A 13510-nucleotide genomic window follows, 5' to 3' on the forward strand; every position below is an offset into this window, starting at 1 on the left:
TTAGGCCTCGCCGATGTCGATGATGATGTTGCCGTCGGCGTCCGAGCGCGCCCGGTCGCCCGGTTCGAGCACGGTGGTGGCGTCCATCTGCTCCAGGATCGCCGGTCCCTCGATCACGGCGTCGAGCGGCAGCTTTTCGCGGGCATAGACCGGCGTGTCGTGCCATGTGCCGTGATACCAGACCGGCCGGATCTCGCGCCGCGCCTCCTCGAGCGTCGCCGTGCGGCCAGCCGGGTCGATCAGCTTCGACAGGTCGATCTGCGGCCGCACGCCGGTGACCGATGTGTTGAGGTTGACGAGATTGGCGCGGATCTCCGGCAGCTCGACCTTGAAGCGCGCGAAATAGGCTTTTTCGAACAGAAGCTGCAGCGTTTCTCGTGAAACCGATGAGGAGGGCAGCGGCACGTTGATGATGTGTGTCTGGCCGACGAACTGCATGTCGGCGGAATGCGTCACGCGGATCGCGTCCGGCTTCACCGCTTCCTTGGCGATCAGCGCCTCGCCTTCGTTTCGGTGCCGTTCCAACACCTCGCGAAGCGCAGCTTCATCGAGCAACTTGACCGGCTGGTTGATTGTGTTGACGAAGTCGTGGCGTAAATCCGCGACGACGCAGCCGAGCGCGTTGGTGATGCCGGGGCGCGCCGGCACCAGCACCCGGGGCAGGCCGAGCTCGCGGGCGAGCGCCGTCGCATGCAGCGGCCCGGCGCCGCCGAAGGCGAACAGCGCGAAATCACGCGGGTCGTGGCCGCGCGACACCGACACCATGCGGATGGCGCCCGCCATCTTCATGTTGCCGAGCCGAAGCACGGCACCCGCGGCCTCGACGCCGGAAAGGCCGGTACGCTTGCCGATCTTGTCCTCGAAAATGCCGGTCACGCGTTCAACGGTCACAGGGTTGTCGACCGCGAGCAGTTTCTTCGGCGCCAGCCGGCCAAGCACCAGATTGGCGTCGGTGATGGTCGGCTCCAGGCCGCCGCGCCCGTAGCAGATCGGACCCGGATTGGCGCCGGCGCTTTCGGGGCCGATCTGGATCAGCCCGGCCGCGTCGACGCGCGCGATCGAGCCGCCGCCGGCGCCGACCGTGTGCACCGCCACCATAGGCACATGGATCGGCATCGCATATTCGATCTCGATCTCGTTCGACACCGCGGGCTCCGCATTGCGGATTAGCGCCACGTCAGTCGAGGTGCCGCCCATGTCGTAGGTGACGAGATTGCCGAAGCCGGCGCGCTTGCCCGTGTAGGCGGCGGCGATGACGCCGGAAGCCGGGCCGGACATCACGGTCTTGGCCGATTCCAGCGTGACGAAGCGGGCCGAGATCATGCCGCCATTGCCGTTCATGATCAGGAAGTCGCGCGCGTAGCCTTTTGCCGCCAGCTCCTTGCGCAGCCGTTCGACATAGCGCTCCAGGATCGGCTGCACCGAGGCGTTGACGGCCGCCGTCACGCCGCGCTCGAACTCGCGCGCTTCCGAAAGCAGCGCATGTCCAGTGGTGATGTGGCCGTTCGGCCAGAGCTCCGCCGCGATCTCCGCCGCCCGCCGTTCATGCGCGGGGTTGGCGTAGGAATGCAGGAAGTGGATGACCAGCGACTCGCAACCGGCGTCGAGCAGCTTTTTCACCGCGTCGCGCATTTCGGCTTCGTCGAGCTGAATGCGCACCGCGCCCGAAGCCTCTACCCGCTCCGATACTTCGAGCCGAAGGTCGCGGGGAATGACGGGGACAAAAGTGCCCGTCATGCCATAGGCCTGCGGCCTTGTGCGCCGGCCAAGCTCGATCACGTCGCGAAAGCCGCGCGTGGTGATCATGCCGGTCCTTGCCAGCCGGCGCTCCAGCACGGCGTTGGTGGTGGTCGTGGTGCCGTGCACGATGAGGTCGATGCCGTCGATCGGAAAGCCTGTCGCGCCAAGTGCTGAGACCACGCCAAAGGCCTGGTTTTCGACCGTGGTCGGCGTCTTGGCGATATGGACTTTTCCGCCCGCCTTGCCGTCTATCAGCAACAGATCGGTGAAGGTTCCGCCGACATCGATGCCGGCAACGACACTTCCCGCCGATGCCGAAAATTTCTCATTCATTGCCGAAACCCGAAATGCCAGGACTACGGATATGCCTTGGTTTGGAAAGGCGTTTTACGCTGCCATCTTGACCTGGAGATCATTTGTATACTAATAAATTCCGGACACAAGAGCTTACCGCTTGGCAGTGTGCAGGGAGCACGCCGGAACCTGACCGTTCGGGCGCGCAGGAAAAGTTTGGCGCCCGGTGCGTTCCATCTGGGCCGGAAAGTTGGGTTGGAATGAACACGACATCCGCGTTGAACGTCGCCGGCTCGAAGCCGCTGCAGTTCCCCGTCCCGGCCAATGTCTATGCCGAGACCGTGGTGTCGGTGAAGCATTACACCGACCGGCTGTTTTCCTTCCGCATCACCCGGCCGCAGTCGCTGCGCTTCCGCTCCGGCGAGTTCGTCATGATCGGCCTGCCCAATGCCGAAAAGCCGATCTTCCGCGCCTACTCCGTCGCCAGCCCCTCCTGGGACGACGAGCTCGAATTCTTCTCGATCAAGGTGCCGGACGGTCCGCTGACCTCCGAGCTGCAGAAGATCCAGGTCGGCGATACCGTCATCATGCGCCAGAAGTCGACCGGCACGCTGGTGCTCGACGCGCTGACGCCCGCCAAGCGCGTGGTCATGATCTCGACCGGCACCGGCATCGCGCCCTTCGCCAGCCTGCTGCGCGACCCCGACACCTACGAGAAGTTCGACGAGGTCATCCTCACCCACACCTGCCGCGACAATGCCGAGCTCACCTACGGCCAGGAGCTGGTCGCGGCGCTGGAGAGCGATCCGCTGATCGGCGAGCTGACCGGCGGCCGCGTCACGCTTTACAATTCGACGACGCGGGAAGAGTCGGCGCGCATGGGCCGCATCACCGCGCTGATCGGCTCGGGCAAGTTCTATTCCGACCTCGGCATCGACAAGCTCAATCCCGAGACAGACCGCATCATGATCTGCGGCTCGATGCATATGCTGAAGGACGTCAAGGAACTCGCCGAGAGCCTTGGCTTCCAGGAAGGCTCCTTGAGCCATCCCGCCAGCTTCGTCGTCGAGCGCGCCTTCGTCGGCTGAGGCGCGCCGCCAGCCAGCTCTGTTGAAGCGTCTGAGATTAGCGACGACATTCGCGCTTCGTCGTTCTAGGGCGAAGCAAGGAGCGGAGCGACGCGCGCAGACCCTGGAATCCATGCCGTTACGCTAAGGCGTTGCGACGGTTACAGAATTCTGCACCGTTGCGCTCTGCGGCAGAGGTCACGGCATGGATACTCGGGTCAAGCCCGAGTATGACGAAGGAATGGGCGTTTCGGCCAATCTCCGACGCCGGCGCCTACCCAGCATGCTGCTTTGACCATATGGTCAAAAACAGGCTGCTTCCGCCGCCTTTTTCCGCTATGACCCACTGAAGGACTCGTGAAGGACAACTTCGCGGGTTATCTTCGGCTGAAGTCGCTGAGTGAAAGGGCAGGAGATGAGCACGATCCGCGAAGCAGGCGCTGGCGCCTCCAAGGTGATGCCGCTGCCGGCACGCGCCGCCGCCAACACGCCGCTGCCGCTGGAGCATGGCATTGCCCGCAATCCCGGCATGAAGCTCGATCTCGGCTTCCTGGAATCGGTGCGCAGCGTCAACCGCTCGGCGCTGGAGCGCCGGGTCGTCACGCTCACCAAGCGCCGCTCGATCAAGGCCGACAACCAGGCCGCCTGGCTGCTGCGGGCCATCGCCTGCATGGACCTGACCACGCTGAACTCCAACGACACGGACGAGCGCGTGCGCCGGCTCTGCGCCAAGGCGATCAACCCGCTGCGCCGCGATATTGTCGAAGGGCTCGGCATATCAGGCGAAACCATCCGTCCGGCGGCCGTCTGTGTCTACCATCCCTTCGTCGCCACCGCGGTCGACGCCGTGCGCGGCACCGGCATCCATGTCGCCGCCGTCTCCACCGCCTTCCCGCATGGGCTTGCGCCGCTGTCGACCCGCCTGCAGGAGATCGAGGCCTCGGTGAAGGACGGCGCCGACGAGATCGATGTCGTCATTCCGCGCGGCCTGGTCTACGGCGCCAAATGGCGCGAGCTTTTCAACGAGATCGTCGCCATGCGCGCCGCCTGCGGCGAGGCGCATCTCAAGGTCATTCTCGGCACCGGCGACCTTGCGACACTGCGCAACGTGATGCTCGCCTCCATGGTTGCGATGATGGCGGGCGCCGATTTCATCAAGACGTCGACCGGCAAGGAAAGCGTCAACGCCACGCTTCCCGTCGGCCTTGCCATGGTGCGCGCCATCCGCGCCTATTTCGAGGAGACGGGCTACCTCATCGGTTTCAAGCCGGCCGGCGGCATCTCAACCGCCAAGGTCTCGCTCGACTGGCTGGTGCTGATGAAGGAAGAGCTTGGCCGGCCCTGGCTCGAGCCGGACCTGTTCCGCTTCGGCGCCTCCAGCCTGCTCACCGACATCGAACGCCAGCTCGAACATCATTTGACCGGCCATTATTCGGCCAACCATCGCCACGCGATGGCGTGAGGCGAGTGAAGGCCGTGAACGCCGAGTTCCTTCGCCGGCTTCGCTAAAAATCCTCTCTTGCGAGTGCGCCCCATGAATATCCTCGAACGTTATCACGCCATGGAATACGGCCCTGCGCCGGAAGCCCGCAATGAGGCGGATGCCTGGCTGTCCGGGCGCGATTTCTCCAAGTCTTTGTTCATCGACGGCGCTTGGAAATCGGCGGCCAGCGGCAAGACTTTCGACACCAGCGAGCCGTCCTCCGGCAAGCTGCTCGCCAAGATCTCGGATGCGGGCGCCGCCGATATCGACGCCGCGGTGGCGGCGGCGGCCAAGGCGCTGCCGAAATGGAGCGCCAGTTCAGGCTATGCCAGAGCCAAGGTGCTCTACGCCGTTGGCCGGGCCATGCAGCGCCATCAGCGCCTGTTCGCGGTGCTGGAATCGATCGACAATGGCAAGCCGATCCGTGAGAGCCGCGACATCGACGTGCCGCTGGCGATCCGCCATTTCATCCATCACGCCGGTTGGGCACAGACGCTCGAAAAGGATTTTCCCGACCACAAGCCGGTCGGCGTCGTCGGCCAGGTCATTCCGTGGAATTTCCCGCTGCTGATGCTGGCCTGGAAGATCGCGCCGGCCCTGGCCGCCGGCTGCACCGTGGTGCTGAAGCCGGCCGAATTCACGCCGCTCACCGCCATCCTGTTCGCCGAGATCTGCGAGCGTGCCGGCGTGCCGAAAGGCGTCGTCAACATCGTCCAGGGCGGCCCTGAGGCGGGCGCTGCCATCGTCAATCATCCCGGTGTCCAGAAGATCGCATTCACCGGCTCCTCGGAAGTCGGCAAGATCATCCGCAAGGCGACGGCCGGCTCCGGCAAGAAGCTGTCGCTGGAGCTCGGCGGCAAGTCGGCCTTCATCGTCTTCGAGGATGCCGACCTCGACAGCGCCGTCGAGGGTCTGGTCGACGGCATCTGGTTCAACCAGGGCCAGGTCTGCTGCGCCGGCTCGCGCCTCCTGGTCCAGGAAGGTATCGCCGAAGCCCTCATCGCCAAGGTCAAGGTCAGGATGAGCCGGCTGCGGGTCGGCAGCCCGCTCGACAAGAACACCGATATCGGCCCGCTCGTCGACCGCACCCAGCTCGACCGCGTCAAGGGGCTGATTGCCGAGGGCGCGAAACAGGGCGCCGTCTGCTGGCAGCCGGACGCCACCTTGCCATCCTCCGGCTACTATCATCTGCCGACGCTGGCGACATCTGTTTCGCCGGCTAACATTCTGGCGCAGGAAGAGGTCTTCGGTCCGGTGCTGGCGGCGATGAGCTTCCGCAACACCGAGGAAGCAATCGAGCTCGCCAACAACACGCGCTATGGCCTTGCCGCCTCGGTGTGGAGCGAGAACATCAACCTTGCGCTGCATGTCGCGCCCCAGCTGAAAGCCGGTGTCGTCTGGGTCAACGGCACCAATATGTTCGACGCCGCCTGCGGCTTCGGCGGTTATCGCGAAAGCGGCTTTGGCCGTGAGGGCGGTCGCGAGGGCATGTTCGAATATCTGGCGGTAAAACTGCCGGTCGGCCCGGCCATCAAGCCGGCCGCGGCCGGCTCGACCCAGCCGGTCGAACAGGCCGACGGCTTGGCCATCGACCGCACGGCAAAGCTGTTCATCGGCGGCAAGCAGGTACGCCCGGACGGCAATTACTCGCTCGCCATCGCCAGTGCCAAGGGCAAGCTGGCTGGCGAAGTCGGCCTCGGCAACCGCAAGGATATCCGTGACGCCGTCGCCGCCGCGCGCGCCTGCAAGGCCTGGCCGGACGCGACGGCCTTCAACCGCAGCCAGGTGCTCTATTATCTCGCCGAAAACCTGTCCGGCCGCGCCGACGAGTTCGCCGCGCGCCTTGGCCTGCTGACCGGCGTTGCCGCCAAGGCCGCGCGCGAGGAGGTCGAGCAGTCGATCGAGCGGCTGTTCCTCTATGCCGGCCTCGCCGACAAGTTCGAGGGCCGCGTCCATCAGCCGCCGGCCCGCGTCGTGACACTTGCCCTGCATGAGCCCGTCGGCGTCGTCGGCATCGTCGCGCCGGACAACCAGCCGCTGTTGGGCTTCATCTCGCTGGTGGCGCCGGCGCTCGCCATGGGCAACACCGTGGTTGCGGTCCCGTCGGAACGGCACCCGCTTTTGGCCACCGACCTCTACCAGATGATCGAATATTCCGACATTCCGGCCGGTGCCATCAACATCGTCACCGGCCGCAGCGCCGAGCTCGCCGGCGTGCTGGCCAAGCATGACGATGTCGACGGGCTCTGGGTGTTTGCCGATGCCGACACCTGCGCCAAGGCGGAGGCCGACTCCATCGGCAACTTGAAGCGCGTCTGGACCGGCAATGGCCGCACGCTCGACTGGTCGTCGGAGGAGGCCGCCGGCGGGGCCTTCCTGCGCCGCGCCGTCGAGGTCAAGAACGTCTGGGTTCCCTACGGCGACTGATGCCTCTTGCCTGACGCACGCCGCGCCGGCGCCATTTTGGCTGCAGTGGCGAAGGTCATGGCGTTCGGGCTTGACGCTTGTGCGCGTGTTCTTTAACGAGAAAAAACATCTTTATCTGTGAAGCGGAAAATCTGACCGCATGATGCCCGGCTGTCTGGCACACGACGCCGAGGCCGGCCATGGATAAGGCGGACGCATCAGGCAGGCAGGAGAAAAGCATGGCGGATCTGACGGGCAAGGTGGTTGTGATCACCGCGGCGGCGCAAGGCATCGGCCGGGCGAGCGCGCTGGCCTTCGCCAAGGCTGGCGCGACCGTTCACGCCACCGACATCAACGAGGCGGCCCTGGCCGAACTTGGCAAGACCCCCGGCATTGCGACGCGAAAACTCGATGTGCTGAACGATGCGGCCGTCGCTTCAGCCTTCGCCGAGATCGGTCGCGTCGACGTGCTGTTCAACTGCGCCGGCTTCGTCCATGCGGGCTCCATCCTCGAAATGAAGGACGAGGATCTCGACTTCGCTCTCAACCTCAACGTCCGTTCGATGATCCGCACCATCCGCGCCGTGCTGCCCGGCATGCTGGAGCGCGGCGACGGCTCGATCATCAACATGGCGTCGCTGGCAAGCTCGCAAAAGGGCGTGCCGAACCGCTTCGCCTATGGCCTGACCAAGGCAGCGGTGGTCGGCCTCACCAAGGCGGTCGCCGCGGACTATGTCGCCAAGGGCATCCGCTGCAACGCCATCTGCCCGGGCACGGTCGAAAGCCCGTCGCTGCAGGACCGCATGCATGCGCAAGGCGACTATGAGGCGGCGCGTGCGGCTTTCATCGCCCGCCAGCCCATGGGCAGGCTTGGCACGCCGGAGGAAATCGCCGATCTGGCGGTCTACCTTGCCGGCGCCACCTACACGTCAGGGCAGGCCTATAACATCGACGGTGGCTGGTCGATCTGACGAAAGGCTCGGAAGGACTGTCGGCGAGGATCGGAGCCGATCCTGTGTCTGGGTGGATCGAAGCGTCTGAAAATCCTCCCGGTTGGCCGGCCCGAACAGATGGCAAGCTTGCCGCCGGCAGGGTCGGCGACTACGGTCCGCTGGCTTTGACGGAATTTGTGAAAACGGCCATTGGCCGCAAGGTGGAGAAGTTGAGATGAAGTTGTTGCGTTATGGCGAAGTCGGCAGTGAAAAGCCCGGCCTGCTCGATGCGGATGGGACGATCCGCGACCTTTCCGCTCATGTCGCCGATATCGCCGGCACGACGCTTCATCCGGCCTCGCTGGAGATGCTCTCCAAGCTCGATCCGAAGTCGCTGCCGGCGGTCTCCGGCAAGCCGCGCCTGGGCGCCTGCGTCGCCGGCACCGGCAAATTCATCTGCATCGGCCTCAACTATTCCGACCACGCCGCCGAGACCGGCGCCACCGTACCGCCGGAGCCGATCATCTTCATGAAGGCAAGCTCGGCGATCGTCGGGCCGGATGACGACGTGCTGATCCCGCGCGGTTCGGAAAAGACCGATTGGGAAGTCGAGCTCGCCGTCGTTATCGGCAAGACCGCGAAGTATGTCTCGGAAGACGACGCGCTGGATTATGTTGCCGGCTACGCCGTTGCGCATGACGTGTCCGAGCGTGCCTTCCAGGCCGAGCGCCAGGGCCAGTGGACCAAGGGCAAGTCCTGCGACACGTTCGGCCCGACCGGCCCGTGGCTGGTGACCAAGGACGAGGTCGCCGATCCGCAGAACCTGAAGATGTGGCTGACCGTCAACGGCAAGACCATGCAGAACGGCTCGACCAAGACCATGGTCTACGGCGTGAAGTATCTGGTGTCATACCTCAGCCAGTTCATGTCGCTGCATCCCGGCGACATCATCTCCACCGGCACCCCGCCCGGCGTTGGCCTCGGCATGAAGCCGCCGGTGTTCCTGAAGGCCGGCGACGTTGTAGAGCTCGGCATTGAAGGGCTCGGCCAGCAGAAGCAGACGTTCAAGGCGGACGTGTAGCGCAGACCTGGCCTTCTCCCCTTGTGGGAGAAGGTGGATCGGCGCGCAGCGCCGAGACGGATGAGGGGTGCTCCAGCGGAGTGCGACCTTCAAGATCGAAGGAATCCCGCGCGCTTATTTCTGCCGCGCCGCGATCCTTCCAACACCCCTCATCCGGCCGCTTCGCGGCCACCTTCTCCCACAGGGGGAGAAGGGGAAGCCGGCTCTACTTCAACACCTTCCCATCCGCGCCGAACCGGTACGTCTTCGCCGCATCCGGCGTTGCATAAAGCGTCGCGCCCGGCTCGGCATTGTAGACGCCGAAGATGCGCACCGTGATCAGCCCGGCCTTCTCGCAATCGAGATAGAGGTTGGTGTCGGCGCCGAGATGCTCGGCATGCACCACCGTGCCTTTCCAGGCGCCGGACTTCGTGTCGACCGTCAGGTGCTCCGGCCGCACGCCGATGGTCTTCGCCGTCTCGCCCAGCTGCGCGCCGTCAATGAAATTCATCTTCGGCGAGCCGATGAAGCCGGCGACGAATTCGTTGGCCGGCGAATTGTAGAGCTCCATCGGGCTGCCGATCTGCTCGATGCGGCCGGCATTGAGCACGACGATCTTGTCGGCCAGCGTCATCGCCTCGACCTGGTCGTGGGTGACATAGATCATCGTCGCCTTCAGCCGCCGGTGCAGCTGCGCGATCTCAAGCCTGGTGTTGACGCGCAGCGCCGCGTCGAGGTTCGACAGCGGCTCGTCGAAGAGGAAGAGCTTCGGCTCGCGCACCACGGCGCGCCCGATGGCGACGCGCTGGCGCTGGCCGCCCGACAATTCCGCCGGCCGGCGCTCGAGATAGGGTTCGAGCGACAGCATCGCGGAAGCGATCTTGATGCGCCGCTCGATCTCGGCCGCTGGCGTGCCGGCCTGCTTGAGGCCCAGCGCCATGTTGTTCTTCACCGTCAGATGCGGATAGAGCGCGTAGGTCTGGAACACCATGGCGATGCCGCGCTTCGCCGGCGGCGTGACCGAAACGTCCGCGCCGTCGATCAGCACGCGGCCGGAGGTCGAATCCTCCAGGCCGGCGATCACGCGCAGCAGTGTCGATTTTCCGCAGCCCGACGGGCCGACGAAGACGACGAATTCGCCGTCATTGACCTGAAGGTCGATGCCCTTCAGCACCTCGACCGGCCCGAAAGCCTTTTTCACATTCTCGATCTTCAGCGAGCCCACGGCAGTCCTCCAAATTGATGAGCAGGCGCCAAGGCACCCCCCTCTGTCCTGCCGGACATCTCCCCCTCAAGGGGGGAGATTGGCAGCTTCGAGGCCTCGCGCCACTCTGCGGCGCTGACAAGTTGCGAAGGCCGTGGCGACATCTGATCTCCCCCCTTGAGGGGGAGATGGCCGGCAGGCCAGAGGGGGGCGCCGTAGAGCGCAACCCCTGATGACAATTCCTTTGTCATAACCGCACCGCCTTGCCGCTGCGCACGCTCTCATCCGCGGCAAGGCAGACGGCGAGCGATTTGACGGCATCGTTCATGTGGCGGGTGAGGTCGATATCCTCGCGGATGGCCTTGAGCAGGAAGGCCTGTTCGAGGTCGCAGAGCTCCTGGTGGCCCGGCTCGCCTTCCATCGACAGCAATTGGTCTTCCCTGGCGAATTTACCGTCAGGGCCCGTCTCGGCGCTGTGTAGTCGGATCGTCGAGGTCTTGGTGTGGGTGTCGATGTCGTCGGACTTGACGCCCTCCTTCATCACGATCGAGACGCAGCCCTTTGGCGACATCACGTCCTTCACGAAGAAGGCCGTCTCCGAGATCATCGGCCCCCAGCCGGCTTCATACCAGCCGACCGAGCCGTCCTCGAACAGCACTTGCAGGTGCCCGTAATTGTACATCGAAGGCGAAACCTCATTGCTCAGCCGTACGCCCATGCCGCGCACTTCGACCGGACTGGCGTCGGTGATCTGCAGCATCACGTCGAGGTAATGCACCCCGCAGTCGACGATCGGCGATGTGGTCTGCATCAGCTGCTTGTGCGTGCCCCAGGTATGGCCGGAGGACTGCTGGTTGAGGTTCATGCGGAAGACGTAAGGGCCGCCAAGCTTGCGCGCCTCGGCGATCAGCCGGATCCAGGACGGGTGGTGGCGCAGGATATAGCCGATCACCAGCTTCCTGCCGTTGGCCTTGGCCGCATCGACGACGCGCTGCGCGTCGGCAACCGTCGTCGCCAGCGGCTTCTCGACGAAGACATGGCAGCCGGCCTCGAAGGCCCGCACCGCATAGTCGGCATGGCTGTCGGAATAGGTAGCGATCGCGGCGACGTCCGGCTTCTCGTCGCGCAGCGCATCCTCGAAGGAGCGCCTGATGCCGTAACGCCCAAGCCCCTCCGGCAGCGGCACGTCGGAGCGGTTGATCAGCGCCGCGATCTCGAAGCCTGGATTGGTGTGATAGGCCAGCGCATGGCTGCGGCCCATGTTGCCGAGGCCGGCGACCACAACGCGAAGGGGTCTCTCTGTACTCACTTCACAGCTCCCGACGTGATACCGCGGATCAGCTGCCGCGAGAAGATGACATAGAGGATCAGCACCGGCAGGATCGCCAGCGACAGCGCCGCCAGGATCGCGTTCCAGTTGGTGACGAACTGGCCAAGGAAGAGCTGGGCGCCGAGCGTCACGGTCTTGGTCTCTTCCGACGGCGCCAGGATCAGTGGGAACCACAGGTCGTTCCAGATAGGGATCATGGTGAAGACGGCAACCGTCGCCATCGCCGGCCGCACCAGCGGCAGCACCAGCCTGAAGAAGATCGTGTATTCCGACAACCCGTCGATGCGCCCGGCGTTCTTCAGGTCGTTGGACACCTGCTTCATGAATTCCGACAGGATGAAGATCGCCAGCGGCAGCCCCTGCGCGGTGTAGACCAGGATCAGCGCCGTCAGCGTGTTGACCAGCCCGCTCGCCACCATCAATTGCAGGATGGCGACGGTGCCGAGCCTGATCGGGATCATGATGCCGAGCGCAAGGTAAAGCCCCATCAGCGTGTTGCCGCGGAAGCGGTATTCCGACAGCGCGAAGGCGGCCATCGCGCCGAACAACAGCACGAAGAACAGCGAGGCGACGGTGACGACGAGGCTGTTCTGGAAATAGTGGAAGAAATCGCCCTGGCCGATCACCGTGGTGTAGCCGATCAGGTCGAAGGTTTTCGTCGTCGGCGGCGTCAGCGGCGCGCCGAAGATGCCCGCGCGGGACTTGAAGGAGTTCATCACCACCAGGATCACCGGAAACAGCGCGATCGCCGTGTAGGTCAGAAGGATCGCATGCGCGCCGATGGAGCGGGGGAGCGAATGGGTAGCTGTGCTCATGGCGTGCCTCAGAACTGGTAGCGACGCAGGCGCGTCTGCACGAGGAACAGGTAGACGCAGACGCCGGCGAGGATGATCAGAAACATGATCGTGGCGATCGCGGCGCCCATGTTGGGATCGCCGACCTGCAACTGGAAGCCGAAGAAGGCGCGGTAGAGGAAGGTGCCGAGGATATCGGTCGAATAGTTCGGCCCGGCCAGCGCGCCCTGCGCGGTGTAGATCAGGTCGAAGGCGTTGAAATTGCCGACAAAGGTCAGGATCGAGATGATGCCGATCGAGGGCAGGATCAGCGGCAGCTTGATCTTCCAGAACTGCGCCATGCCGGTGACGCCGTCGCATTCGGCGGCCTCGATCACCTCGTCAGGGATCGACAGAAGTGCTGCATAGATCAGCATCATCGGGATGCCGACGAACTGCCACACCGAGACCAGGCTGAGCGCGGTGAGCGCATATTGCTCCTTGCCGAGCCACGGCGTGAAGAAGCTCTTCAGTCCGACGAAATCCATCAGATGCGGCGCCACGCCCCAGATCGGCGACAGGATCAGCTTCCATGCGAAGCCGACGATGACGAAGGAGAGGATCGTCGGCACGAAGATCGCCGTGCGGTAGAACGCGGTGAAGCGCAGCCTGGGGCTGGAAAGCAGCGCCGCCAGCAGGATGCCGATCGGGTTCTGCACCAGCATGTGGATGATGAAGAACCAGACATTGTTCCTGAGCGCATTCCAGAAATTCACCGACCAGTTCGGATCTCCGAACAGCGTGCGGAAATTGCTAAAGCCCACAAAGACCTGGGACTGCTCGATGTTGCGGAACAAGGACAGCTGGAGCGTGCCGACCAGCGGCAGGATCATGAATGCGGTGTAGACCAGCACCGCCGGCGCCAGGAAGACGCCGACATGCCAGCGGATCGGTCTTTTCGCTCGCGTTTCTGCAGCCATAGTTTCGGTAGCCATGAGTTCGGTTCCCCGCCGTCTCTGGGTTCCAGTTCAGTCGATGCTAGCTGATGCCTCGATGCACGGCCCGCTTGTCCCCTGTGGGGGTAAGACAAGGCCAGCGACAGATCGGCTCCGTCTTCCCCGCAAGGTGAGGGTAAGACCGGGAGGCTGCGCCGACAATCGCTATCTGGAACTGTTTGAATGCCGGCCGGGCATGCGCCCGGCCGGTCCGTTGCCTGAGCTC

The 13510-nt window shown here is 64.4% G+C and carries 10 protein-coding genes; 5 read left to right on the forward strand and 5 right to left on the reverse strand.

Annotated elements, in window-relative coordinates; translation table 11 throughout:
• A complete protein-coding gene (locus WDX12_RS10795) occupies positions 1–2073 on the reverse strand; it encodes a hydantoinase/oxoprolinase family protein (protein WP_434724852.1) in 2073 nt (690 codons plus the stop codon).
• Positions 2074–2294: 221 nt separating this feature from the next.
• Here WDX12_RS10795 and WDX12_RS10800 point away from each other — a divergent pair, with 221 nt between their 5' ends.
• The 5 genes from WDX12_RS10800 (at position 2295) to WDX12_RS10820 (ending at position 9003) form a co-directional block, all read left to right on the forward strand.
• Positions 2295–3122, forward strand: a complete 828-nt coding sequence (locus tag WDX12_RS10800; protein ID WP_434724853.1) for a ferredoxin--NADP reductase — start codon at positions 2295–2297, stop codon at positions 3120–3122.
• Between the two features lie 394 nt (positions 3123–3516).
• Entirely contained in the window at positions 3517–4563 is a 1047-nt protein-coding gene (deoC, locus tag WDX12_RS10805; protein WP_434724854.1) for a deoxyribose-phosphate aldolase, read from the forward strand.
• Between the two features lie 72 nt (positions 4564–4635).
• Positions 4636–7011, forward strand: a complete 2376-nt coding sequence (locus WDX12_RS10810; protein ID WP_434724855.1) for an aldehyde dehydrogenase family protein — start codon at positions 4636–4638, stop codon at positions 7009–7011.
• A gap of 218 nt (positions 7012–7229) precedes the next feature.
• Positions 7230–7961, forward strand: coding sequence for an SDR family oxidoreductase (locus WDX12_RS10815; protein ID WP_320294108.1), 732 nt, complete (start codon positions 7230–7232; stop codon positions 7959–7961).
• A gap of 196 nt (positions 7962–8157) precedes the next feature.
• A complete protein-coding gene (locus WDX12_RS10820; RefSeq protein WP_434724856.1) occupies positions 8158–9003 on the forward strand; it encodes a fumarylacetoacetate hydrolase family protein in 846 nt (281 codons plus the stop codon).
• Positions 9004–9208: 205 nt separating this feature from the next.
• On the opposite strand, the gene WDX12_RS10825 is transcribed toward WDX12_RS10820, so the two are convergent.
• The 4 genes from WDX12_RS10825 to WDX12_RS10840 form a co-directional block, all read right to left on the reverse strand.
• A complete protein-coding gene (locus tag WDX12_RS10825; RefSeq protein WP_320294110.1) occupies positions 9209–10207 on the reverse strand; it encodes an ABC transporter ATP-binding protein in 999 nt (332 codons plus the stop codon).
• 226 nt (positions 10208–10433) lie between these two features.
• Entirely contained in the window at positions 10434–11495 is a 1062-nt protein-coding gene (locus tag WDX12_RS10830; RefSeq protein ID WP_434724857.1) for a Gfo/Idh/MocA family protein, read from the reverse strand.
• Entirely contained in the window at positions 11492–12331 is an 840-nt protein-coding gene (locus WDX12_RS10835) for a carbohydrate ABC transporter permease (protein ID WP_434724858.1), read from the reverse strand. The genes WDX12_RS10830 and WDX12_RS10835 overlap by 4 nt, the downstream gene beginning before the upstream one ends.
• A gap of 8 nt (positions 12332–12339) precedes the next feature.
• The gene (locus WDX12_RS10840) at positions 12340–13269 is read right to left on the reverse strand and encodes a carbohydrate ABC transporter permease (RefSeq protein ID WP_320294460.1); all 930 of its coding nucleotides are present in this window, start codon (positions 13267–13269) and stop codon (positions 12340–12342) included.
• Positions 13270–13510: the final 241 nt, after the last annotated feature.

Source organism: Mesorhizobium sp. RIZ17 (assembly GCF_051127865.1).
Taxonomy (GTDB): Bacteria; Pseudomonadota; Alphaproteobacteria; order Rhizobiales; family Rhizobiaceae; genus Mesorhizobium; species Mesorhizobium humile.

Bases quoted from the DNA above. Each gene is read 5' to 3' on its own strand.
- WDX12_RS10795 (WP_434724852.1), bottom strand. From the start codon at position 2,073: ATGAATGAGAAATTTTCGGCATCGGCGGGAAGTGTCGTTGCCGGCATC.
- WDX12_RS10800 (WP_434724853.1), top strand. From the start codon at position 2,295: ATGAACACGACATCCGCGTTGAACGTCGCCGGCTCGAAGCCGCTGCAG.
- deoC (WP_434724854.1), top strand. From the start codon at position 3,517: ATGAGCACGATCCGCGAAGCAGGCGCTGGCGCCTCCAAGGTGATGCCG.
- WDX12_RS10810 (WP_434724855.1), top strand. From the start codon at position 4,636: ATGAATATCCTCGAACGTTATCACGCCATGGAATACGGCCCTGCGCCG.
- WDX12_RS10815 (WP_320294108.1), top strand. From the start codon at position 7,230: ATGGCGGATCTGACGGGCAAGGTGGTTGTGATCACCGCGGCGGCGCAA.
- WDX12_RS10820 (WP_434724856.1), top strand. From the start codon at position 8,158: ATGAAGTTGTTGCGTTATGGCGAAGTCGGCAGTGAAAAGCCCGGCCTG.
- WDX12_RS10835 (WP_434724858.1), bottom strand. From the start codon at position 12,331: ATGAGCACAGCTACCCATTCGCTCCCCCGCTCCATCGGCGCGCATGCG.
- WDX12_RS10840 (WP_320294460.1), bottom strand. From the start codon at position 13,269: ATGGCTGCAGAAACGCGAGCGAAAAGACCGATCCGCTGGCATGTCGGC.